The sequence below is a fragment of the Pseudomonas sp. CAN1 genome, assembly GCF_030462585.1.
Classification (GTDB): Bacteria; Pseudomonadota; Gammaproteobacteria; order Pseudomonadales; family Pseudomonadaceae; genus Pseudomonas.
Genome location: NZ_JASMRU010000019.1, coordinates 51,139 through 74,046, shown reverse-complemented (window position 1 = coordinate 74,046; position 22,908 = coordinate 51,139). Strand labels below are relative to the sequence as shown.

Below are 22,908 nucleotides of genomic sequence, written 5' to 3'. Positions count from 1 at the left end.
GTGAGGGGGGTAGGGATGCAACATGCCATGTCCTCCGAGTGGCGTCGACCGGCCTGTCAGCCGACCGGCAGGGCGGCGCTGAGCGCCTTGAGCAGCTCCGCTTCGCTGAACGGCTTGAGCAGGCAGGCCACTGCGCCCTGGGCGATCAGCCGGGGGCAGGTGGTGGCGTCGCTGTAGGCGGTGATGAAGATGATCGGCACGGGAATCGCCTGCAGGGCCAGTTTCTTCTGCAGTTGCGGCCCGCTCATGCCCGGCATCGACACATCGAGGATCAGGCAACGGGTACTCAGCAGCGCGTCGGAGGCGAGGAAGTCCTCGGCCGAGGAGAACGCGCACACCTCGAAGCCGAACTCGCGCAGCAGGTCCGGCAGGGATTCGCGCACCGATTCGTCGTCATCGACCACCGACACGAGCAGGGGCGTGGCCATCAGCGATTCTCCGTCGGTTGGTCGTGGGTGCCTTGGTCGTAAACGCCCTGGTCGTAAGCGCCCTGGTCATGAGTGCCTTGGGCGTGCGACTGCGCCGACGCCTGCGGCAGCGCGAAGATGAAGGTCGAGCCCGGCCCGTCATGGGTGGTGGCCCAGACCCGCCCGGCGTGGTGCTCGATGATCGAGCGGCTGACCCACAGGCCGATGCCCATGCCCGCCTGCTTGGTGCTGAAGAAGGCATCGAACAGGCGCCCGGCATCTTCCGCGGCGAAGCCTGCGCCATTGTCGCGCACCGCGAGGAAGATACTCGCGTCCAGATCATGGCCGGTGCTGATGCGCAGCTGCCGGGGACGGTCGTGTACCTCGCCCAGCGCGTCGATGGCATTGAGGATCAGGTTGACTATCACCTGTTGCAGCTGCACGCGGTCGCCCACCACGGTCGGCAGGTGTTCCGGCAGTGCGGGCAGCACGTTCACGCCGTTGCGCTGCAGCTCGTTGTGCAGCATGGCGATCACCTCCCGCGTGGCCTCGTTGAGATCGACTGGCTCGCTGACCGCCTCGTGACGGGTGAACAAGGCGCGCAGGCGCTTGATCACGTCCGCTGCACGGTTGCCGTCGCGGATGGTGCGCCGTGCGGTCTCCCGCGCGCCCTCCAGGTTCGGCGTCTGGGCCCCGAGCATGCGCAGGCAGGTGCTGGCGTTGGTGATGATCCCCGCCAGCGGCTGGTTGACCTCGTGGGCGATGGAAGCGGTCAGCGCGCCGAGGCTGGCGACGCGGGCGACATGGGCCAGTTCGGCGCGGGTGCGGTTGAGGGTTTCCTCGGCGCGGCGGCGCTGGGTGACATCCTGCGCCGTGGCGATATACAGCAGCGCACCGTCGGCTTCGCGAGTGGCCTGGGCGACCAGGTGCACATGCCGCACGCTGCCATTGGGCAGCAGCAGCCGGTGTTCGTGCTCGAAGTCGCGGCCGTCGCGGCGCTGGCGCTTGAGCATGTCCTCTACCGTGCTGCGGTCATCCGGGTGGATACGCGAGAAGATCAGCGCGAAGCTCGGCGTCAGGCCCGGTTGCAGATCGAGCAGGCGGTAGATTTCCTCCGACCAGGCGATCTCGTCGTTGTCCACGCGCCAGGAGAAGGTGCCGGTGAGGCTGATGCGCTGGGCCTTGGCCAGGAAGGCTTCGCTCTGGCGCAGGGCCGCTTCGCTGCGGGCGCGGTCGATGGCGATGCTGGCCAGGTGGGTGAACTGCGCGATCAGCGCGTGCTGGTTTTCATCCGTGGCATGGGGCTGCTCGAAACACACCGAGAGGATGCCGCTCACCTCGCCAGCGGTAGACACCACGGGCGTCGCCGCAAGGGCCTGGATACCGGCTTCGCGGGCCTGCCGGCACCACTCCGGCCAGCGCACCTCGCCGGCCAGGTCATCGACCTGCACCGTGGCGCCCAGCAGCACCGCCAGCGCCTGGGGGCTGCTTTGCGCGCCGACCGGCTGGCCGTCGGCCGTACCCTGCAAGGCCACCGGCAGATGTGGCGCGGCGCCGGCTTGCAGGCGCAGTGTCGCCTCCGCCACGCGGCCATGGCGGGGCGCGACCAGGGTAATGGCGCAGCGGCTGCCTTCGAGGTTGTCCTGCACCAGCTCGCATAGGGTCTGCAGGACCTGGGGCAGGGCGCAGCCGCCGGCCATCAGGCCGAGGAGGCGTTTCTCGCCGGCCAGCAGCAGTTCGGCGCGCTTGCGCACGTGGATATCAGTGTTGCCGCCGTACCACTTCAGCACGCGGCCGGTGGCGTCCAGCTGGGGTACCGCGCGGATCAGGAACCAGCGGTAGCTGCCATCGACCCGCCGCAGGCGGGCCTCGAACTCGCCGGCGCTGCCGGCTTCGAGCAGGCCTTGCCAGTAGACGCCCAGCGCCGGCGCATCGTCGGGGTGGACGGCGGTCATCCAGCCCACGCCGGCGGCGCTTTCCGGGGTCATGCCGGTGTAGTCGAACCAGCGCTGGTTGAGGAATTCCACGCTGCCGTCCGGGCCGGTACGCCAGACGAAACCGGGCACGGCATCGATCAGCGTGCGCAGGCGATCTTCGGAGACGCTCACCTCCTCCAGCGCGCGGGCCAGCGACTCGCGGGCCTGGGCGATCAGCGCCTGGTCGCGCTTCTGCTCGTCGATGTCCACCTTGAGCACGAACCAGCGCTGGATCTGCCCGCGGGCGTCACGGTGGGGCAGGGCACGCACGTGGAACCAGCGGTAGATGCCGTCCGCACCGCGCACCCTTTGCTGGAAGTTGTAGGGCTCGCCTGTGGCGACCGAATGCTTCCAGGCTTTCAGCGCATGGGGCAGGTCTTCGGGGTGGATGGTGTCGGAACTGGTCCAGCGCCGCAGCTCGTCGAAGCTGGCGCCCAGGTACTCGCGGTTGTGGCGGTTGACGCACTCCAGCTCGCCCGCAGGCGTCATCAGCGAGATCAGCGCGGGAATGCTGTCGATCAGCTCCTGCGTCTCGCGCGTCACGGTGACCGGCGGCGCGGGCAGCAGGTCGTCGATATCGATGTGCTGGCCGCACCAGCCGGCGGGCTCGCCGCGGTCGTTGGTGAGCGGGCGGGCGCGCAGCAGGAAACGTCGGTACACGCCGTCGTGCCGGCGCAGGCGCGCCTGCAGGTCGCGGGCAACGCCGGACTGGCGGCTGGCTTCCCAGCCCCGCCGCAGCGCAGGCAGGTCATCGGGATGCACCAGCGCCTGCCAGGCGTGTTCGTCGTGGGCATCGAGGTCGCGGCCGGCATAGTTGCGCCAGGCCTGGTTGACGCTCTCCAGGCGGCCCTCGACGCTGGCGGTCCACGCCATGTCGGGCAGCTTGTCGACGACTTCGTTGTGCATACCGCTTCCTCTTCCGGCGCTGGCCGAGGGGCGAGCATGCGCCTGGCTGGCAGGGCTGCCAATGATACCTAGGTGTCGCCTGCGGCACTGCAGGCGCGTGGTCGAGTAAAGCCGATACCAAGGTATCGACCGACACCATGGTGCAATCGCCGCAACTGTCGGGCTTTGTTGAGATCGCTGCAGGTCGCCGATCCGTCGGCCAGTGAATCAGGGAGATCGACCATGCCAGCCGCCACGCTATCGCCCCAGTTTCGTCGCCGCTTCAGCCGCACGCTCATGGCCACCGCCGTGGGCCTGTTCCTGCTCGGCGACGGCCAGCATCACCTGCTGCAACAAACCTTTGCCGCCACCGTCAGCAGCACCGCCAGCGCTGACGACAGCGTGCGGCCGCTCCACATCCAGGTGCCCCAGGAGCAGCTGGACGACCTGCGCCGGCGCATCGCCGCGACGCGCTGGCCGGACCGCGAAACCGTGGGCGACGCCTCCCAGGGCATCCAGCTGGAGAAGGTCCGCGCGCTGGTGGACTACTGGGGCAAGGACTACGACTGGCGCCGCGCCGAAGCCAGGCTCAACGCGCTGCCGCAGTTCATCACCCGCATCGATGGCGTGGACATCCAGTTCATCCACGTGCGCTCGAAGGAGCCCCACGCCATGCCGTTGATCCTCACCCACGGCTGGCCCGGCTCGCCGCTGGAGTTCCTCAAAACCATCGGCCCGCTGACCGACCCGGTGGCCTACGGCGGGCGTGCGGAAGACGCTTTCGACGTAGTGATCCCGGCCATTCCCGGCCACGGCTTTTCCGGCAAGCCGACCGCCACCGGCTGGGGCCCGGACAGGGTGGCCCGCGCCTGGGACGTGCTGATGCATCGCCTGGGCTACAGCCACTATGTGTCCCAGGGCGGCGACCACGGCTCGGTGATCTCCGATGCCCTCGGCCGCCTGGCCCCGCCCGGCCTGCTCGGCATCCACCTGAACATGCCGGCGACGGTGCCGCCGGAGCTGGTCGGGCCGATCAACAGCGGCGCCCCGGCGCCCGCCGGGCTGGGCGCGGATGAGCGCCGCGCGTTCGATGCGCTGAGCAGCTTCTTCGGCCGCAATGCCGCCTACGGCGCGATGATGGTGACCCGCCCGCAGACCATCGGATACTCCCTGGCCGACTCGCCCGCCGGGATGGCCGCCTGGATGTACGAGAAGTTCGCCGCCTGGACCGACAGCGGCGGCGAGCCCGAGCGCGTGCTGAGCCGCGACGAGATGCTCGACGATATCTCGCTGTACTGGCTGACCAACACCGGCGCGTCCTCCTCGCGCTTCTACTGGGAAAACAACAACAACAACTTCAGCGCCGCCGCGCAGAAGACCGCGCAGATCAGGGTGCCGGTGGCCATCACGGTCTTCCCCGGCGAGATCTACCGCGCACCCAGGAGCTGGGCGCAGCGCGCCTATCCGTCGCTGGCTTACTTCCATGCGGTGAGCAAGGGCGGCCACTTCGCCGCCTGGGAGCAGCCGCAGCTGTTCAGCGAGGAGCTGCGCGAAGCCTTCCGCCCGCTGCGCGCCAGCCTGACCAGCCACTAGATCGCCGCTTGCCGGCAACCACCGGGCGGGCCGCGCGCCTGCCCTGGAGACCTGTGATGACCCTGTTCAAATACCCGACTCTCGGCGCTTCGGCGCTGGCCATCGTCCTCGCCCAGGCTGTAGCCGGTGCCCAGGCGCAAGCCGCCACGGCGCCGGCAGCAGACCCGGCCTTCGGCGCGCTCAAGCACGTCGATGCCGGCCTGCTGAATGTCGCCTACGCCGAAGCCGGCCCGGCCGATGGCCCGGTGGTGATTCTGCTGCACGGCTGGCCCTACGACATCCATAGCTACACCGAAGTGGTGCCGCAACTGGCTGCCAAGGGTTACCACGTGCTGGTTCCCTATGCCCGTGGCTATGGCGACACGCACTTCCTCTCCGCCGCTACCCAGCGCAATGGCGAGCCGGCCGCCCTGGCGGTGGACGTCATCGACTTCATGGATGCGCTGAAGATCAAGAGCGCCGTGCTGGCCGGCTACGATTGGGGCGCGCGCTCCGCGGACATAGTCGCGGCGCTGTGGCCGGAGCGGGTGAAGGCGCTGGTGTCGGTGAGCGGCTACCTGATCGGCAGCCAGGAAGCGGGCAAGGTGCCGCTGCCGCCGGCCGCCGAGTTGCAGTGGTGGTATCAGTTCTACTTCGCCACCGAACGCGGCAAGGCCGGCTACGAGAAATACCGCCACGAGTTCGCCAGGCTGATCTGGCAACTGGCTTCGCCGCAATGGAAGTTCGACGACGCCACCTTCGAGCGCAGCGCCCAGGCCCTGGACAACCCCGACCACGGCGCGATCTCCATCCACAACTACCGCTGGCGCCTGAACCTCGCCAAAGGCGAGCCGCGCTACGCGGAGTTGGAGAAGAAACTGGCCGCCTTCCCGAGCATCAAGGTGCCGACCATTACCCTCGAAGGTGACGCCAACGGTGCACCGCATCCGCCGGCAGAGGCTTACGCCAAGCGCTTCAGCGGCAAGTACGAGTACCGCCTGATCACTGGCGGCATCGGCCACAACCTGCCGCAGGAGGCGCCGGACGCCTTCGTCAAGGCGGTGGTCGACGCCGATCACCTGTGAGCCGGAGAGCCGCCATGAACCTCACAGCAACCCCGCTGCGGCGCATCGCCCTGGCCGGCTTCGCCCTGCTGGTGACGGCAGGCGCCAGGGCCGACGGCGATGCCTCGCCGATCTACGGCGTGCGCATGCCCGAGGGCTACCGCAACTGGCAGCTGGTGGCGCCGGCCCAGGAGGCGGCGCCGCTGAACGAACTGCGCGCCGTGCTGGGCAACGACATCGCCATGAAGGCCTACCGCGCCGGCACGCTGCCGTTCCCCGACGGCAGCGTGCTGGCCAAGCTCGCCTGGAAGCACGTGCAGTCGCCGGAGTTCGAGCCGGCGTCGATCCCCGGCGCCGCCACCACCGTGCAGTTCATGGTCAAGGACTCGAAGAAGTACGCGGCCACCGGCGGCTGGGGCTTTGCCCGCTTCATCGACGGCAAGCCCGCCGACGAGGCACAGCACCAGACCTGCCTGGCCTGCCATCAGGCGCGGGTGAAGGACCACGACCTGGTGTTCACCCGCTACGCACCTTGAGAGCCGTACCTTGCGAACCGTGGAGGTTCCCATGAACCAACGATGGCTGATCACCGGTTGTTCCCGCGGGTTGGGCCGGGCGCTGGCCGAAGCGGTGCTGCAGGCCGGGCACCGCCTCCTGGCCACCGCCCGCGACCCGGACGCCCTGGCCGATCTCGCCCGGCTCTATCCGCAGACGTTGAGCCTGGCGCCGCTGGATGTCACCGACCCGGCCGCCGCGCAGGATGCCGTGGCGCAGATGGTCGAGGAGTTCGGCGGGCTCGATGTGCTGTTCAACAACGCCGGCTTCGGCAACGTCAACTCGGTGGAAGACACCTCGCTGGAGGAATTCCGCCGGCAGATCGAGACCAACCTGTTCGGCACCATCATCGTCACCAAGGCGGCGATTCCGCTCCTGCGCCGCCAGCGCAGCGGCCACATCATCCAGCTGTCGTCGGTGGGCGGGCGCATCGGTGCGCCGGGACGCGCCCCTTACTCGGCGGCGAAGTGGGGCGTGGAGGGCTTCTCCGAAGTACTCGCGCGGGAGATGGCGCAGGTCGGTGTGCGGGTGACGATCATCGAACCCGGCGGCCTGCGCACCGACTTCGCCGGCGCCTCGACAACGCTGGCCGAAGGGCGCTTCGAGTACGACGCCGTGGTCGGTGCCGTGGCACGCCGGCAGCGGGCCTATGACGGCAACCAGCCGGGCGACCCGCAGCGCGCCGCGCAGGCGATCCTCGCGGTGGCCTGGATGGATCGTCCGCCGTTGCGCCTGGCCCTGGGCAGCGACGCGCTGGTGGCCATCGAGAACGCCGACAAGGCACGGCTGGCGGAGCTGCGCCTGTGGCGCGAGCTGAGCCAGTCCAGCGATTTCCCCGCACCTCACTGACCCTGTAGGAGCGAGCTTGCTCGCGAACCCGCTTCGCTCAGTGACGTCCGGTGACAGGCGATCGCGAGCAAGCTCGCTCCTACGAAAAGCAGACGAGATTCCCTCTGAATCAGGAGAACCACCATGAACAAGACCCTCACCGCCCTGGCCCTCGTCAGCGGCCTGCTGACCGGCGGTGCTTGCGCGGCCCCGGTGAAACCGACCGTGGTGCTGGTACACGGCGCCTTCGCCGATGCTTCCAGCTGGAACGGCGTGACCCGCATCCTGGAAAAGGACGGCTACAGCGTGATCGCCGCCGCCAACCCGCTACGCGGCGTGGCCAGCGATGGTGCCTATATCGGCAACATCGTCGGCAGCATCAAGGGCCCGGTGGTGCTGGTGGGCCATTCCTACGGCGGCAATGTGATCAGCGCGGCGGCCAGCGACCGGCCCAACGTCAAGGCGCTGGTCTACGTCGCCGCGTTCGCCCCGGAAAAAGGCGAGAGTGCCGCCGAGCTGGCCGGCAGGTTCCCCGGCAGCACCCTCGGCCCGACCCTGGCGGCCCCGGTGCCGCTGGCCGATGGCGGCAAGGACCTGTACATCCAGCAGGACAGGTTCCACGACCAGTTCGCCGCCGATGTGTCCGCCGGTGAAGCTGCGCTAATGGCAGCGGCGCAGCGACCGGTCACCGAAGCGGCGCTGAACGAGAAGGCCGGCGCGGCCGCCTGGCAGGCCATTCCCTCGTGGTTCGTGTATGGCGACCAGGACCGCAACATCCCGCCGCAGGCCCTGGCTTTCATGGCCCAGCGCGCCCATGCCAAAGGTGTCGAGGTGGTCGGCGGGGCGTCCCATGTCGTCATGGTTTCGCACCCCGACGCCGTGGCCCGCTCCATCGAGCAAGCCGCGGTCGGGTACTGACCCCAAGGGTGGCGCCGGGCAGTGCTGCCGGCCCGCCTGCGGCGGCCTGTCGCAGCGAAGGTGGCGGCGACGCGTCGCCTGGCGTTAGAATTTTTCGCTTGTGGACGGCGTCCGGCGCTCTGGCCGGTCGCTGGTCCCCGTGGCCCCTCGGCACGTCATCGCGGGGCGCTGTCACGAAAGCGGAGTATTCATGGAACATCCGGTCTTCACGTTCAGCACCCAGCCGTACCCGCAGAAGTCGCGTTTCGAAGTCTGGCGCGAAGAGGTCAACGCCATCTTCGACATCAACATCGGCGCGCCACAGTCCTCGGCCTTCAACTACCACCTCGCCACCAGCTACGTCGGCTCGCTGCTGATGGGCTGCGGTACCTGGCAGGGCGAAGGGCAGCCGGTGCACTACGACGTCAAGCGCCCGCTGCAGATGATCCGCCGCGACGGCCTCGACCACTATTACCTGTGCCTGAGCCTGTCCCACTCCATCAGCGGTTCCGCCGGCCGCACGACGCTCAGCGCCGGCAGCTCGCAGATCTACGTACTCGACCTGGCCCGCGAGCTGGACAGCGTCATCGCTGCCGGCGACACCATCATCCTGACCATTCCCCGCGATCTGCTCAGCCCCCGGCTGGGGCACAAGGGCTTCCACGGGCTGGTCCTGCAGGGTGGGCTGAGCGAGCTGCTGGGCGATCACATGCGTGCCCTGCGCCAGCGCCTGCCCAGCTTCACTCCCGAGGAAATCCCCCACGTGCAGCAGGCCACCCTGGCGCTGGTCGCGGCGGCGATGGCGCCGGGGCTGGCGAACCTGGAAAGCGCCGAGGCGGAGATCGACCACAGCCTGTTCAACCGCGCCCGCCAACTGGTCGAGCAGCACCTGCAGAGCCCCGAGCTGACGCCGGACTTCCTCTGCCGGCGGCTGGGCATCTCGCGGGCGCGGCTGTACCGGCTGTTCGCCCAGGAGTCGGGAGTGGCGGCCTACGTCCAGCTGCGCCGGCTGAGCAAGGCCCGCGAACTGCTGCAGGCCGACCTGGGCCGGCAGTACCGGGTATCGGGGCTGGCGTTCCAGTTCGGCTTCAAGAGCGACGCCCACTTCAGCCGCACCTTCCGTGCTGCCTTCGGCTACTCGCCCACGGAAGCGCGTGACCTGGCGCTGGCCGGCCAGCAGGGCGAACGCCCGCAACCGGCGCATGCCCGCCATCGCGCCTCGTTGCACAGCGTGCTGAGCCAGATGAAGAGCGGCTGAGACGCTCAGGCAAGAGTCCGAGACGCCCAGGCAAGAGATTTCCATCCGCGCAAAAGCCCGCTCCCTATAATCGGTTTCAGATTATTTCAGGGCCGTCCGGCGGGCTTTTTCCGGGCGATCCAGGCAATTCCCCGAACCTTCCTGCCCCGGACCAACGCCCGGCAATGGGCGGTGCCTGGGAGTTGCTGAAGCAGGTTGAAGGATTATCCCTTGCGCAATGGATTGCACCTTTTCTTCGGTATTTCCTGTCTGGCGTTCCTCTCGGGATGCAGCAACGGGAAATTCGACACGGCCAACCTCTTCCCGAGCATTCCGGACGTGATCAACGCCCGCAACTGGGAAGGGCAGCCGCTGCAAAGCGCCGTGGCCGAGTTCGGCGAGCCGACCGATATCGTCGAGGATTCCAGCGGCCATCCCGTGGCGCGCTGGCGCTACATCCGTACCTGGTCATCGAGCACCAGCTACAACACCCTCTCCGCCGGCCCTGGGCCCGGAGGCGTAACCGTCACCCCCAACAGCGTACAGAGCACAAGAACTCTGGAATGCCGGCTGGAACTGACGTACGACCAGAGCAACACCATCACGAACTTCAAGACGTGGAAAAGCTACCCGGGTGGCTGCAACGACTATTCGTTCGCGCGGCCCGGCAGCTGATGCCATTCCCTGTTCGACGACCCAGCAAAACCATGGAGTTCAACATGCCCGTGCCTTTCGTGAAATTCAGCTTTCTCGCCATCGCCCTGCTGACGGCCGCCGGGTGCAGCACCCTGGGCGGCGGCGAAGACAAGTTCAACGATGCCTACGTGCGCTCGCACGTCATCCCGCACAAGACCACGCTGAACGAAATCCAGGCCCTGTACGGCTCGCCGGATTCGCGCAACAGCCGCAGCGACGGCAGCCTGTCGCTGGTCTATCACAAGCGCAGCGCCGGCGATGACCTGAACTCGCTGTACAACCTCGCCGGCAGCATCCCCGGCGGCGACAAGGTGGCCTCGGCGCTGTCCGAGGCCAAGGGCAAGGGCTACAACAGCACCAACGTGGACCGTGCCAGCACCTCCCTCGGCGAGCTGACCGGCAAGCCGCAGGGCAACAGCGCCAGCAACTCCCTGTCGTTCGAGTTCGACAAGGACAGCGTCGTTACCAACTGGTCGTTCTGAAGCGGCTCGGTTTGAGCTGAGTCGGTTTTAGCCAGGCGTGCTCCCGCCCGATGGCGGGTGGGAGCGCGTGTCGCGCAGGGTAGGGCGGGGTATCAGTGCAGGGTCGGGAAACGTTCCTGCACCAGTTGCTGCGCTTGGTAGGTCATCTGGTCGAGCAGGCGGTCGCGCTTGCGCTCGGCATCGCTCATGGCCTTGGCGCCGTTCTGCTTGAGCAGGTAGGCGTGGATCTGCCGCACCTCCCTGGTCTGGTAGATCGGCGCCCAGTCCTGCACCGCCACCATGCCGTCGGAACGCTGCTCGCGGGTATTGAGCAGCACATGCGGCCCCTGCGCCGCCAGCACGCGGAACCCCAGCAACTCGAAGACCGGCACCTTGCCCGCAGCGCAGGCCAGCTCCGCGTGTGGCCGGTGTTCCAGCATGCGCTGCAGCAGCGCACGGGCGATACCCCGGCGCCGGTGGCTGGCGCTCACCGCCAGGTAGGCCAGGGTGCATGCCTGCTCGTCGTCCTGGCTCGGCAGGTACAGGGCAAAGCCCAGCACCTGCGACGGGTCTTCGTCATCCAGCGCCAGCAGCAGGCGCGTGCCGCTCGGGTTGGCGCTGTCCATGCCCTGCAGGTACAGGTGCACCTCGAAGCCGATCACGTACTGGTACAGCTGGAACAGCGGGTTGCTGGGCGTCAGCGGCACCGGGCTGATATCGCTGAAGTAGTCCACCACCATCTGCAGCACCTGGCTCTTCAGGGACTCGGGCGGCGGGTTGTCGAGGAGGGCGAGGGTGAACATCTGAAACGGGCTCCGGGCTTGCCCGACCTCAGTGGGTCGGCAGGGGCGTCATTGTAACCCCTGCCGGCGCGAACCTTCAGTTCCTCTCCACCAGTCGTACCGACTGCGAGCCTTCCAGGCTCAGGTGGATCACCCCGGCGCGGCTGGGGAAGTTCGGCGAGTCGTCGTCGGTGTTTTCCATCACCGGCACGTCGAAACGGGTCGCACCAGTGGACGAGTCGCTGACCAGGCGCGCGTCCAGCTTGTCGATGGAGCGCCAGCCGCCGCCACCGATGGCCAGCGCATCCAGCAGGGTGTAGTGGATCACGCCTTCCTCGTTGGCGCTGGGGGTGAAGGCGGCGAGGTACTGGCTGTAGTTGTTGCCCATGTCGAAGCCTTCGATGGTGAACACCGCCAGGATTATCTCGCTGTCCTTGCCGATCTTCAGGGTCTGCACCCGGGTCGCCTCGGGGTAGCCGGTGGCAAAGCCGTCCTTGTACAGCTCCACCAGGCGCGCGACCTGTTCCTCCAGCGGCTTGGGAATCGCCGGCGCATCGGCGGCGTGGGCGAGGGTGCAGGCGAACAGCAGTTTGACGGAGAGCAGGCTGGCGCAAAGCAGGCGCAGTTTCATCGGTAACGTCCATGTCTGAGAGGGAATCGAGCGGCCGAGAGTATTAGCCGCCGCTGCCGAAATTACCGCCGAAGCGTTGGCAGTTCCAGCTCAGCGCAGCGCGTAGATTTACGCCTGGACCTGCTGCCCGTCGGCCAGGGTGACCGCGGTCAGCACGCGCTGGTATTCGGCGCCTTCGAAGCGGTCCAGCGCGTCCCAGTGTTCGGCGAGGTGCTCGGACTGGAACCCCCGGCCACTGTCCGGAAAGGGAGCAGATTTATTTTCTGCTCTAGGACTGGTTGGTGCAGGCTCAGGAATGGGGATTGGAAATAAATCAGTTCCCTTTTCTCCTGAAGATTGGATATATCTTGGATTACTGGCATTTTAGGTCTTCTGGAGAGTGTCTGAACTTCGCAGAGGTTGAAATGTAGTTTTCCCCATTCCATTTGAATGTGTATCTCTCTTTGCTTTCGGAGTCTATACGCTCCTCTCCGGTTATTACGTAGTGGTCGTTCTTAATGATTTTTGTTATGCATAGGTATGAACCGAAGAAAATGAACTGCTGGTTTGGCTTGTTGTTTTGGATTAGATAAAATCCTATGTAGGAGTTTGCCGCCTTATTTATTGTGGTCGCAAAACAGCCTGTTAAGTTATTTCCGAGGTCTATGGCTTCTATGGATATTCTTGCGGAGAAGACATCTGGTGTGCATTTTTTCTCGCCGCAGGTGAAATTTCTATATTCATTGCTCTCATAGAGATTGGTGGATATTAGTTCTTTGGCGGATTGGCATGAGTCCGCCAGAGAGGTTGATGAGAATACTATGCTGGCTATAAGTGGGAGCAGGGTCTTCACGAGATGTTTTGATCGCTGTCGGATGGCTATTTTTTCTTATAGCTTTGTGTGGCAAGTTTTCGGGGTGTTATCTTCAAAGATTGTGCTTGCGATTGTCTTTGTTTTTTTATCTATGTTCACGTTTATAAATTCATCTCCACATTTCGATTGTGCTTCGACGAATGTTTTGGTTTTTTTGTTGTACAAGAAAATTCTGTATATGTCGTACACTCCCTTCCCATCGTCGGAGTGCCATATGGAGAAGTCTAGATTTTTGTCAAAGTCATAGTCAGAGATTTCTATGTTTAATGTTTTTTCTGTGTCGAATTCTAATTTATTTTCTAGCGCGTCTCTGTTGATTATCTCTACTTCGTTGTTGTTTATTCTGATCGTAACCTTGCTGTCGTCTGACGGAAAGAAGTTAATGATCTCTGCTCTGGCAGGGATCGAAATTGGCAAGAAGCAGATAGAGATTGCTAAGATTGCTAAGATTGCTGATCTTATTTTCATTTTTTGCCTGTCTGCTTTTCTTCGGTATTTATCTGGAGTTATAGGATAGGATTTAAATGTGAGCAATATTGAGGGTGCTAAAGTAGATCTTGATAAAACTCCTTGGTTTATGCCGGATATTCGCTCTCGCTTATCAGGAGATATCGTTGTGTTTTTTCAGTTGTTGCTTTCAACTGTTTCGAATTGGAAGCTACTTAGGATTTTCTTTAGCCTTGTTATTTCTTGGGCCTCAGTGACTGGGATGTTACCGTCTCCACACAGTGCTTGGTAATTTTGTACCATGCAGAAGTGAAAGTTGTAAGGCGCGGTGCTCTTTGTTATTAGATAACCATAGGGATTTTTTGATTTTATATTGTAGAGCTTCGTGTTGCTTTTTTTGGCGCTATGCGAAGAGAGTTTCCATGATTTGACTTTGTAAGAATAAGTAATTTTTTCATCGTCTGTGTCGTATCCGTACTGAAGTGCTTCGCCTGCATTTACACAAGACCAAGATTTTACTGGTGAGTAGGTCTTTATATATTCATCATTTGTCTGGTTGTTGTGTTTAGTGTCTAGAAAAGTCACCCTGCAATCTTGGCTTGCTGAGGAAGTGTGTTCTGTTGGAGAGCCTTTTGTTATAAGCCTTGGGGTGTAATTGGGCGGATATATATTTTTTGCCTCACAGGTGGTTATTTCTGTGGCTGCAAAAGCCACAGATGATTGAGTCGTGATCGCTATGAGTAATGTTTTGAAGTTATTCAACTTTATCATTTGGTATTTTCCAGATATTACTGGATGCTTGAGTCCTTAGGTTGTTCTCCAGTGGCGTCTCGTTTTGATTTTAAAAGTTCACAATAGAGCCAGATTTTTTCGTTTTTTATGCGTTGGCTAGAGCGTGACCTGTAATGATGTCTAGAGCAGTTATGGTGGTGCCTCACAAAACGCACATGTCTTTCTCCAGACTGATTGCTTTATGGTTTTATAGATATATCTTTCATGGCATTTATGATTTGTATTGAATCTCCTTTTGATAGTTGCGTGGGAGTGGATATGTGTATGTAAAAGCACGGGCTGCGAGGCAGGTTCGGGCATGTAAGGAATTGCTGGGGGATAACACTCCTCTCTCCATCGCCAAATATTGAGCTAACGTAGGCCATGGTTCCTAGCCAGTTTTTGCCTCGTACTTCTTTCTCCCAGTTTACTATCCGATAGTATCGGCCCCCTGAGTCTTCGAGCTCTATTTCTGACTTGGCGCCTCTTGGTTCAGTGGATGCGGGTGATGATGTTGTGTAGCAAGATATCTCGATGTCGGTCTTGATGAGATTTTTTCCTGCTTTTATTGTTGTGGTTATTTTGTTTTTTTGTATGCCGTTGTTTGTTGTTGATTCAATATTTTTTATATTTCTTGATAGATTTCCATCGATGTAGTAGTTACAGAATTTTCTGGTCTCTGGTTCTACAGTTGACGGAGATTCACCTCTGCTAGTGGTGGAGGTAACGGCTGTTGAAATGGCCACGAATGCGATAAATTTTTTCATGGCAGAGTCCTTCTTTGGAAATCCTCGGGAGCGTCGATGTACGATCCGTTAGGTGCCTCGAATCTAGGCGTAACCGATAGCACTATAATTGCATTTTTGTTTGCAGTGGATCGGTCTGCCAATCCGTTCATGTTGGGGCCCTTTATTAGGAAAGGGGACAGATTTGTTTTCTGCCCTAGGGCTGGGGTGTAATATTTCATAAATTGAGTTTGTAAAGAAAAATTGTCAATTTTTTAATCTAGTTTTTTTACTTGCTTTTTAAATACTTTCCCGTTTTCATAGGTTTCGGTGTAGCTGAATGCGTCTCCGGTAGTCGGATCGCAGTATGTACCTTTGGTCTTTGTGATCTGCAATCTTCCATTGGGCTTGAATCTATACTGTTCTATCCATTTATCACAGTTGCTTGATGAAAAGCAGGTTCCAGAGATTAGCTTCTTGGATTTATCTATTTTCAAACAAGGTAACTTGCTTAACTCTTCATTTTTCTTGAATTGTTCATTTCTATTGTCGTATATGAATACAGACGATAATTGAATCTGCCCTGACGGTGGGTGAGTTACGATGATGTCTTGATATCCGTCAAAATTTACATCGATGCAAGCAATGTTGTCTTCGTCTGATATTTTTTGGTCGACTATACTTTTTTTTTCATTATTTATGACGCATAATTTTTGATCCTCACATTTCAGGACTTGATAGGTTTTTTGTTTTTCCATGCACTCCAGTGCTAGTGTTGTTTGTGGGAGGGTAAGTGCGATAGCAATTATAGGTAAGTGCTTCATGGTGTTTGCCTGATTATTATTCCTGGGTACATTGAGTTGCTATTTCCGTCTGGGAAGTTCATTTCGGTTAGTGTTAATAGGCAGCTTGCAAAAACCACTCGGCGAGGGACTAATCCATTTACTGTTCCGGTGCTGTTTGGGTTTCCTGTGTTTACTCCTCTTGCAACTGTCTCTAGCTGTTGGCATGTGTAGTATTTGGTGCTGCTGAGTGAAACTGAGCATGTCTTAGTTGTGTAATTGTAATCTGTGCAGACGTTTTGAAGTGTTTGCTGAATTAAAATAGGTGGAGTGTCCGCGAATCTGTTCAGACAAACTGCAAGGTTAGGTCCTTTTGCCACGCTTACCCAGTAAAAGCCCGCACTTTCCGAGGCGTGAACTAAGCTGCTCTCCAGTTCTGCTCTGAAAGTTGGAGTTTGGTGGCCGGTACGGAACTCAGTATATAGTTTGTAGTTTTTCTCCCATGTTAGTTGCATCATTCCTCGTCCATACCATGGTGCATATGAGAGTGAAGGCCCGCCACCCTCTGCGGTTCTTGAGAGATATGTGGTTTCTTGGATGGAGTTTTCTAAGAAATAGCACATCCTTAGCTTGCTTGAGGATATGGTGTATTTTCTAAAGATATTGTTGGTGGCGATCTTGAATCTATCTGCTCTGGATAAGGCGGTTGCCCAGTTTATTTTTGATTTTGGATAGACAATCTGTCCTTCGCTAGTCGTTTGCTCGACGACATGCCTAGGGATGCACTGCGCCAGTTCTGGGGAGCTCAGCCATCCACATTTTCTATAGATGGAAATGAAGTTGTATGGTGGAAAGTGCCAATGCTTTGTTTCTATATCCGCTAAATTGGCTTCTTCCCAAAACGCCAACGCTTTGTGATGCTCCTCAAGCTCCTTGAAGTCATCCTCCGACATTGGCCCATCCGCCGCGACCTTCTTTAACCAGCCATAGCGCGTGTCGAAATCATCGCGCGCCCATTCGGTGGGGAATTTGCAGATCAGACGCCTGAGTTTTTCCTGATTTCCCGCATCGGATAGCCGGGTTGCGTTTCGCTCATGGTCAAGCACGTACTGTTCGGAAAGCCGCCGCTGATCTCCTGCGGTCATCGTGTCGTACGCAGGAGAGATGGCAATGCTGGCGGCATCGGGTTGGCGAGGCGGTGGGTTGGTATAGGGGCTTGGCGGTTCGAGTAGCGTGCGGATGTATTCGGATTGGCAGTGGCTGTCGGAGTCGTCGTCGTCATCGATCAGGCGCCAGCCCATCCAGTGCGGGAAGTCGGCATCGCTGAAGCGGGTCACGCCGGGGGCGTTGAGGTTGAACCAGGCGTGACGCTCCGCTTCGCCTGTCTCGGTGCGCGGCGGCAGGCTGATCCTCCGCCAGTGTGCGGCGTTGGCCGGTTGGAGAGCGTCTGGCCCCAGGATGCGGCCAAAGCGCAGCAGTTCATAACCGGCACTGGGGCAGGCGGGATAGCGTCGGGTGGCGGTGGTGTAGAGGTTGTATTCGAAGTCCGTGTCTTCGTTCTGGCTACCGATGAGTTCGCCGGTCAGGTGGTAGGTGGTGAGCTGGCACTGGCCTCTGTCGTAGCGCATGCGAACGATTAGGCCCTGCTGCATCTGCTTGACCATTTCCGGGCGGTAGCCATCGATCTGGGTGGTGGTGATGGCGAGTCCGCTGGGACTTCCGCTTGGCGTCAGCCAGCCTTCCGGCAGGGTGGGGAAGCTGAAGGCAGCGGTGCCCGTGGTGGTGGGCGAGGCGAAGTTGGTTGGCGGCGCGGCGAAGCCGTGCAGGGTGCTGGGCACGTAGAAGTACATGTCGCCCCAGCAGCTATCGGTGCGGCCATCGCCGGTGCGGTAGTCCAGGCCCCCGGTGCTGCGGCCGGTCAGGTGCTCGACCTGGGTGTCGCTGGCGATGATCTCGAAGTGAATCTTGCCGGCACTGCCGTAGATTTCCCCGACCTCGCCGATGCTGTCCTTGCGGTAGATGCGCTGCTTGAGCTGCGGGTTGGCGATGTTGATTTTCGACAGGTGCATGTAGATCGAATAGAACACCACCTGGCTGCGTGCGCCTTCACCGATTTCGGTTTCGTGGCGTAGGACGATGCAGCCATTGTCGGTCCAGCCGTCGCCGACACTCCTGTCCGTGCGGTAGTTCAGCGCGTGTGTTTCTTCGGTGCTCTTGGCGGTTGGGGCGCGGAAGTACGCGAGCGTTCCGTCAGCAATCGCGCGGACAGGCAGGTTCTTTCCGTTCTCCTGCGGGGCGCGCAGATGCAGGCCGCCATGCCAGTTGAGGTCGAAGCTCAGGGGGAAGGCGCCATCGCCCAGGTTGCCGCCGGGCATGGCGCGCTCAACGAAGGCTTCGTCGGTTTCCCCGGCCACCGGGGCGGGGATGAAGGGAGGACTGATGATCATGTGCAGGCTTCCTTTGCCCAGGTTCAGAGTGACAGCGGGTAGCGGGATTTCTTCTTCGCTTCGCCCGTGGATTCGCGCGGCAGGAACGGGATGTCCGGATGCAGGCTGGCCGGCCCTCGATACTCGTAATGCGCCGACTTGATCAGGTGGTCACCCTGGGTTCCGTATTCGATGCTGTGCTGATCCATGCGCAGGTAGCTGCCGCCGGCGTTGATGACGATGCGTTTCTTGGCGGTGATGTGGATTTCGTTTTCGGTGCTGACGATGTCCACGGCCTGGCGGGCGGTGAGCTCCATTTTGTCGTTCTGCGCCTGGATGCTGACCGCGCCCTGGTTGGCAAAGAGCTTCATGCCGAGCTTGCGGACGAACAGACTCATGCCTTCGCCGATGCCGGCGAACAGGCGCTTGGCCACGCTGATATCCGCCTCGGCGCCGGCGTTGAGCATCAGGTTCTGCTGGGCGGCCAGTTGCAGGTGCTGGCCGCTGGTAAGGGCGATGCCTTGTGGGGCGCTGAGCAGGGCGACGGCGCCTTCGATCTGGTTGAGCTGTTCGTTCATGAACGCGATCTGTGCCAGCACATTTGCCGGATCGGCCTTGGCGGTTTCGGCATCGGCAGAGAGCTTCTGTATCTCCGCGCCAGCCTGCTTGAGCCGGTCGAGCGCTTCCTGCATGGCCAGCACCTGGCCCTGCGCGCCGGGCTGCACATCGGCACTGATGAACACGCCTTTGCCGGCTCGCACCGAGCCCCAGCCATCGGTGCGCAGCTCGAAACCTTCCCCGCGCTGTTCGCGCTGGGCGTCCACAAGATGCCCGAGGTTGAGCTGGCTTTTGCCGCTGTATTCGGTGCTGAGCTTGATGTGCTCTTTTCCGCGCGAATCGTCCAGGCGCAGCTTGTTGTTGGCCGGCGTGCGCAGGACGTTGCGCTTGTAGTTCTTCAGGGTGACGTGGTCAGGGTGCTGGCTGTCGTGAATCGCGTGGGCGATGTAGGGGCGGTCGGGGTCGCCATTCTCGAAGGCGATCCGTACTTCGGTGCCCTGGATCAGTGGGAAGTGCAGGCCGTAGGTATCACCGCCATAGGGCCTTGCCAGGCGTAGCCACATGCTTTCCCGTCCGGCCGGCCAAGTGTCGCGGTCGAACAGGAAGTGGCATTTGTAGCGGCCTTCCATGTCGATATGGCCGTACAGGTCGTTGGGCTCGGGACTGGTGACGCGGGCGGGGATGGTGCCGGCGATGACCGGCCGCGCCGGTACTTCGGGGCGGAAGCAGATCTGTTCGTCGTAGGGGATGGCTTCAAAGCTCACCTCGAAGCTGCGATCACGGGCGGCACTGCTGCGCAGGCGGACGATGACCGCGCCGGGCGCGAAGCTTCTTTCTGCGCCATCGACCTTCAGTACGTGGCCGGGGAGAAGCGTAGGGCTGCTCGTGGAGCCGCTCAGGCGCGTGCGCTGGTTGAGGTAGCGCTCGTGGGCGAGGCGCGCGTAGAAGTAGCCGCTCTCGCTTTCCAGGTCTTCATCCTGGGCGTAGGCGTCGCCGAGTTTCTGGTGCGGCTCGCCGTAGTGATAGGCCTCGCCGTAAGTGGTTTTCGGCGACTTCAGCAGGTCCACATTGGCGTCCAGTTGCGCAGCGGCATCGCGGTAGTAATAGGCGCGATTGCTGACCTGCTGCTGTACCAGCTCATGGCTGCTCTGCAGGTTCCACACGGCATCCTGGCCGGTGGCTTCCAGCGACGACAGCGAGCGCAGGGGCAGCAGGGGCGCGGGCTGGTAGTGGCGCTGGTCATCGTGGAATTCCAGCACTTCGATGCGCAGCCGCTCGTCCATGCTGAAGCAGTACCAGATGCCTACTTCGGCGGCGAGGCGCTGGATGAAGGCGAGATCATCCTCGCCGTACTGCATGGTCTGTTCGCGCTGCGGGTAGTCGCGGGTCAGCTGGAAGAGAAAATCCTGCCCCTCGAACTCGTTGCGCCGCAGTACCTGCTCGACGATCTGCGGGACGCTCTGGTTCTGGTAGATACGGAACTGACGGCCGCGGTCGAGCAGTTTGACGCGGGGCTCCAGCAGCACTTCGTAGCGGGCCTCATCTCGCGAAACGGACAGCAGGGCGAAGTGGCTGATGGTGCCGTACAGGGTGCGCAGGGGCGGGGCAACCGCAGGCGTGTAGCCGGGGATGCCCAACTGCTCAGGCGCCGCGCGCAGGCTGAAGCTGGCGTCCTTGCAGAGGAAGGCGTTGGCATCGAGGTCGCGGTCGGTGCTGGTGAATTCGATGCGATAGGTGAAGGGCTGGCTGAGGGCTTCTTCACCAGCGAAGGCGAGCACGTCGAGCGGTGCGTCAACGTCCCTGACCTTGAGGCTGTGGCGGCTGTGATCGAAGAACAGGTGGGCAGCGTTGATGAGCATGGCGGGCGTCCGTTCCAGAAGAACGACGATCCCACCAGTTAGGCCGCCGTCCTGTCATTCAGACACGTCTGGAAAGTCCGTCCGATCTGTCGCCAGACCGGCAGAGCTGCGTGGATCCAGCTCAGCGCAACGCATAGACGTACGCCTGGACCTGCTGCCCGTCGACCAGGGTGACCGCAGTCAGCACACGCTGGTATTCGGCGCCTTCGAAGCGGTCCAGCGCGTCCCAGTGTTCGGCGAGGTGCTCGGACTGGAATACGTGGCCGCGGATGATCTCGCCGTCGGCGTCGATGACCAGGCCGGGAAAGCCCATGCCGGCGCCCCAGCCGGCCTGGATCAGTTCGCCCTTGAGCTGCGCTTCCAGCCAGGTACCGCCGATGCGCGCCAGCACGTGTTCGTTCGGGCGGCCGGGGCCGAGGGTGCCGTAGACGAAGAGGCGGTCGGTCATGCTGGGCGCGGCTCCTTGCAAGTGGGGAAGGGGGATTCAGCCGTTGGCGGCCTGGCTGTCCGGCGCCGGCTGCTTGGCCGGGGCTGGAGCCTTGGCCTTGCCGCCGGACAGGCGCGACACGCCGAAGAGCACCAGCGCCAGGCCGGCGATCTGGTAGACCGAGATGGCTTCGTTGAGCAGCGCCCAGGAGGCGAACACCGTCAGCACCGGGCCGAGGTTGCCGAATGCCGCGGCGTGGGTGGCGCCCATGCGCTGGATCGCCAGGGCCATCCAGTAGATCGGCAGCACGGTGGAGATCAGCGCCATCAGGCCGCCGTACAGCCACACCGAGCCGGGCAGGGTGGCCAGTTGGTGGAAGTCGCCGCTCACCGCGTAGTGCATCAGCACCATCACCGAGGAGGTGATGCCGGCCAGCCCGGACAGGCGCATGGAGCCGACGCGCTGGATCACCGCGGCGGTGCCGATGTAGTAGATCGCGTAGGTGACGGCGCTGGCGAAGACCCAGATGGCGCCGAGCATGATCTGCCCGCCGCTGCCTTCCACGCGGATGTCGTGGACCAGCGCGATGCCCAGGCCCAGGTAGCACAGCGCCATGGCCGCCAGGGTGCGCGAGCTGGGGCGTTCGCGGGTCATGGCCATCTGCAGCAGCAGGACCAGCGTCGGGTAGGTGAACAGGATCAGCCGCTCCAGGCCGGCGCTGATGTATTCCAGGCCGTAGAAGTCGAACAGGCTCGACAGGTAGTAGCCGACCATCCCGAGCAGCAGGATGCGTGCGCCATCGCCCAGGGACAGGCGCGCCTGCTCCGGGCCGCGGCTGAACCACAGCAGCCAGAGGAACAGCGGCAGGGCCAGGCCCATGCGGATCGCCAGCACGGTCACCGCGTCCACCGAAGCGGCGGCGTAGGACAGCTTGACGAAGACGGCCTTGAGGCTGAAGCCGGTGGCGGACAGCACGGCGAAGAGCACGCCGTTCTGCAGGCTGCGCTGGTACAGGGAGCTGAGTTTGTTCATGGGACAGGCAGGCAAGGCAGGGGAAAGGCTTTATTCTAGAGAGAAGGCCGCGCCGCTAGAATCCCAGTTTGGCGAACATGGCTTTCACTTTCGGAGAACGCCAAGTGCATTTCGATCTCGCCGACCTGCGCCTCATCGCGGCTATTGCCAGCACCGGCAGCTTGAGCAAGGCGGCGGCCTCGGTGCCTGTGGCGGTTTCGGCGGCGAGCAATCGCCTGCGCCTGTTCGAGGAGCGCTGCGGGCTGGCGCTGTTCGCCCGGCACAGCGACGGCATGAGCCTGACCCCGGCCGGGCGCCTGGTGCTGGAGGCCGGCCAGCGCGTGCTCAAGGAGGCCCGTCAGCWCACCGACACCCTGCAGGAGCTCAAGGGCGAGCGGCGCATTACCCTGCGCCTGGGCGCCTCGACGGTGGCCAACAGCACCTTCCTGCCCACCGCGCTGGGGCCGTTCCTGGCGGACTACCCGGAGGTGGACCTGCAACTGATCGAGCAGAACAGCCGCGACGTGCTGCGCGCGGTGCAGGACGGCGCCATCGATATCGGCGTCTACGACGGCAACCTGCCCACCGCCGGCCTGCTGTCGCTGCCGTTCCGCCAGGACAAGCTGGTGCTGCTGGTGCCCCAGGACCACCCGCTGAGCGAGCAGCGCCTGCCGAGCCTGCGCGACGCGCTGAGCTTCCCCTTCGTCTGCCTGCCGGCCGAACGTGCCATGCAGCGCTTCGTCGAGGCGATGGCGGTGCGCAACTCCATGCCGCTGAAGGTGCGCGTGCGCGCCCCGAGCTTCGACGCCATCGCCCAACTGGTGGCGCAGCGGGTAGGCGTGGCGATGTTGCCGGAAGCCGCCGCCACCCGCATGGCGCAGGAGCTGCCGGTGGCGGTGGTCGCCCTGGAAGATGCCTGGGCCACCCGCGAACTGCGCATCTGCGTGCCGAGCTGGGACGCCTTGTCTTCCCACGCCCGCCAACTGGTCACCTACCTGATCGGCGAAGGCCGCTAACGCCTTCTCGACCTTTCTCCCCGGCGCAACCGCTCCAGCTCT

The 22,908-nt window shown here is 62.3% G+C and carries 21 protein-coding genes and 1 pseudogene; 9 read left to right on the top strand and 13 right to left on the bottom strand.

Translation table 11 applies throughout. The features are described from left to right. Positions 1 to 56: 56 nt before the first annotated feature. A complete protein-coding gene (locus tag QO207_RS21785) occupies positions 57 to 428 on the bottom strand; it encodes a response regulator transcription factor (RefSeq protein ID WP_301534374.1) in 372 nt (123 codons plus the stop codon). Beyond that, positions 428 to 3,289 (bottom strand): PAS domain-containing protein, encoded by a 2,862-nt coding sequence (locus QO207_RS21780; protein WP_301534373.1) that lies wholly within the window; start codon positions 3,287 to 3,289, stop codon positions 428 to 430. The genes QO207_RS21785 and QO207_RS21780 overlap by 1 nt, the downstream gene beginning before the upstream one ends. A gap of 222 nt (positions 3,290 to 3,511) precedes the next feature. Here QO207_RS21780 and QO207_RS21775 point away from each other — a divergent pair, with 222 nt between their 5' ends. From QO207_RS21775 to QO207_RS21740, 8 genes are all read left to right on the top strand, one after another. Continuing rightward, the gene (locus tag QO207_RS21775) at positions 3,512 to 4,861 is read left to right on the top strand and encodes an epoxide hydrolase family protein (RefSeq protein WP_301534372.1); all 1,350 of its coding nucleotides are present in this window, start codon (positions 3,512 to 3,514) and stop codon (positions 4,859 to 4,861) included. A 56-nt stretch (positions 4,862 to 4,917) separates the two neighbouring features. After that, positions 4,918 to 5,925: an alpha/beta fold hydrolase gene (locus tag QO207_RS21770; protein WP_301534371.1), complete on the top strand. Its 1,008-nt coding sequence runs from the start codon at positions 4,918 to 4,920 to the stop codon at positions 5,923 to 5,925. A 14-nt stretch (positions 5,926 to 5,939) separates the two neighbouring features. Then, a complete protein-coding gene (locus tag QO207_RS21765; protein WP_301534370.1) occupies positions 5,940 to 6,440 on the top strand; it encodes a cytochrome P460 family protein in 501 nt (166 codons plus the stop codon). 31 nt (positions 6,441 to 6,471) lie between these two features. Next, positions 6,472 to 7,308: an oxidoreductase gene (locus tag QO207_RS21760; RefSeq protein WP_301534369.1), complete on the top strand. Its 837-nt coding sequence runs from the start codon at positions 6,472 to 6,474 to the stop codon at positions 7,306 to 7,308. 123 nt (positions 7,309 to 7,431) lie between these two features. Next, entirely contained in the window at positions 7,432 to 8,205 is a 774-nt protein-coding gene (locus QO207_RS21755; protein WP_301534368.1) for an alpha/beta fold hydrolase, read from the top strand. Positions 8,206 to 8,395: 190 nt separating this feature from the next. Beyond that, positions 8,396 to 9,442, top strand: a complete 1,047-nt coding sequence (locus tag QO207_RS21750) for a helix-turn-helix domain-containing protein (RefSeq protein WP_301534367.1) — start codon at positions 8,396 to 8,398, stop codon at positions 9,440 to 9,442. 210 nt (positions 9,443 to 9,652) lie between these two features. Then, the gene (locus QO207_RS21745) at positions 9,653 to 10,096 is read left to right on the top strand and encodes a hypothetical protein (RefSeq protein WP_301534366.1); all 444 of its coding nucleotides are present in this window, start codon (positions 9,653 to 9,655) and stop codon (positions 10,094 to 10,096) included. Between the two features lie 44 nt (positions 10,097 to 10,140). Then, positions 10,141 to 10,599 carry a hypothetical protein gene (locus QO207_RS21740; RefSeq protein WP_301534365.1) on the top strand — a complete coding sequence of 153 codons (459 nt, stop codon included), beginning with the start codon at positions 10,141 to 10,143 and terminating at the stop codon, positions 10,597 to 10,599. A 92-nt stretch (positions 10,600 to 10,691) separates the two neighbouring features. Here the strand turns inward: QO207_RS21740 and QO207_RS21735 are convergent, their stop codons facing one another. The 11 genes and pseudogenes from QO207_RS21735 to QO207_RS21690 all read right to left on the bottom strand — a co-directional run bounded on the left by QO207_RS21735 (position 10,692) and on the right by QO207_RS21690 (position 21,871). Beyond that, a complete protein-coding gene (locus QO207_RS21735) occupies positions 10,692 to 11,381 on the bottom strand; it encodes a GNAT family N-acetyltransferase (RefSeq protein ID WP_301534364.1) in 690 nt (229 codons plus the stop codon). A 76-nt stretch (positions 11,382 to 11,457) separates the two neighbouring features. Further along, complete coding sequence (locus QO207_RS21730; RefSeq protein WP_301534363.1) at positions 11,458 to 11,991, bottom strand: hypothetical protein; 534 nt, start codon at positions 11,989 to 11,991, stop codon at positions 11,458 to 11,460. A 108-nt stretch (positions 11,992 to 12,099) separates the two neighbouring features. Next, a pseudogene (locus QO207_RS31550) lies at positions 12,100 to 12,216 on the bottom strand (gamma-glutamylcyclotransferase); the annotation flags it as partial. A 127-nt stretch (positions 12,217 to 12,343) separates the two neighbouring features. After that, positions 12,344 to 12,823 carry a hypothetical protein gene (locus QO207_RS21725; RefSeq protein ID WP_301534362.1) on the bottom strand — a complete coding sequence of 160 codons (480 nt, stop codon included), beginning with the start codon at positions 12,821 to 12,823 and terminating at the stop codon, positions 12,344 to 12,346. Positions 12,824 to 13,468: 645 nt separating this feature from the next. Next, positions 13,469 to 14,062, bottom strand: a complete 594-nt coding sequence (locus QO207_RS21720; RefSeq protein ID WP_301534361.1) for a hypothetical protein — start codon at positions 14,060 to 14,062, stop codon at positions 13,469 to 13,471. 200 nt (positions 14,063 to 14,262) lie between these two features. After that, positions 14,263 to 14,829: a hypothetical protein gene (locus tag QO207_RS21715; protein WP_301534360.1), complete on the bottom strand. Its 567-nt coding sequence runs from the start codon at positions 14,827 to 14,829 to the stop codon at positions 14,263 to 14,265. A gap of 233 nt (positions 14,830 to 15,062) precedes the next feature. After that, positions 15,063 to 15,611 (bottom strand): hypothetical protein, encoded by a 549-nt coding sequence (locus tag QO207_RS21710; protein ID WP_301534359.1) that lies wholly within the window; start codon positions 15,609 to 15,611, stop codon positions 15,063 to 15,065. After that, complete coding sequence (locus QO207_RS21705) at positions 15,608 to 18,016, bottom strand: M23 family metallopeptidase (protein WP_301534358.1); 2,409 nt, start codon at positions 18,014 to 18,016, stop codon at positions 15,608 to 15,610. The genes QO207_RS21710 and QO207_RS21705 overlap by 4 nt, the downstream gene beginning before the upstream one ends. A gap of 23 nt (positions 18,017 to 18,039) precedes the next feature. Beyond that, on the bottom strand, positions 18,040 to 20,412 hold the full coding sequence (locus QO207_RS21700) for a type VI secretion system Vgr family protein (protein WP_301534357.1): 2,373 nt from the start codon (positions 20,410 to 20,412) through the stop codon (positions 18,040 to 18,042). 121 nt (positions 20,413 to 20,533) lie between these two features. Then, a complete protein-coding gene (locus QO207_RS21695; RefSeq protein ID WP_301534356.1) occupies positions 20,534 to 20,860 on the bottom strand; it encodes a gamma-glutamylcyclotransferase in 327 nt (108 codons plus the stop codon). A gap of 36 nt (positions 20,861 to 20,896) precedes the next feature. Next, a complete protein-coding gene (locus QO207_RS21690) occupies positions 20,897 to 21,871 on the bottom strand; it encodes a DMT family transporter (RefSeq protein WP_301534355.1) in 975 nt (324 codons plus the stop codon). A gap of 104 nt (positions 21,872 to 21,975) precedes the next feature. On the opposite strand from QO207_RS21690, the gene QO207_RS21685 reads away from it, so the two are divergent. Next, entirely contained in the window at positions 21,976 to 22,866 is an 891-nt protein-coding gene (locus QO207_RS21685; protein WP_301534354.1) for a LysR family transcriptional regulator, read from the top strand. Positions 22,867 to 22,908 lie beyond the last annotated feature (42 nt).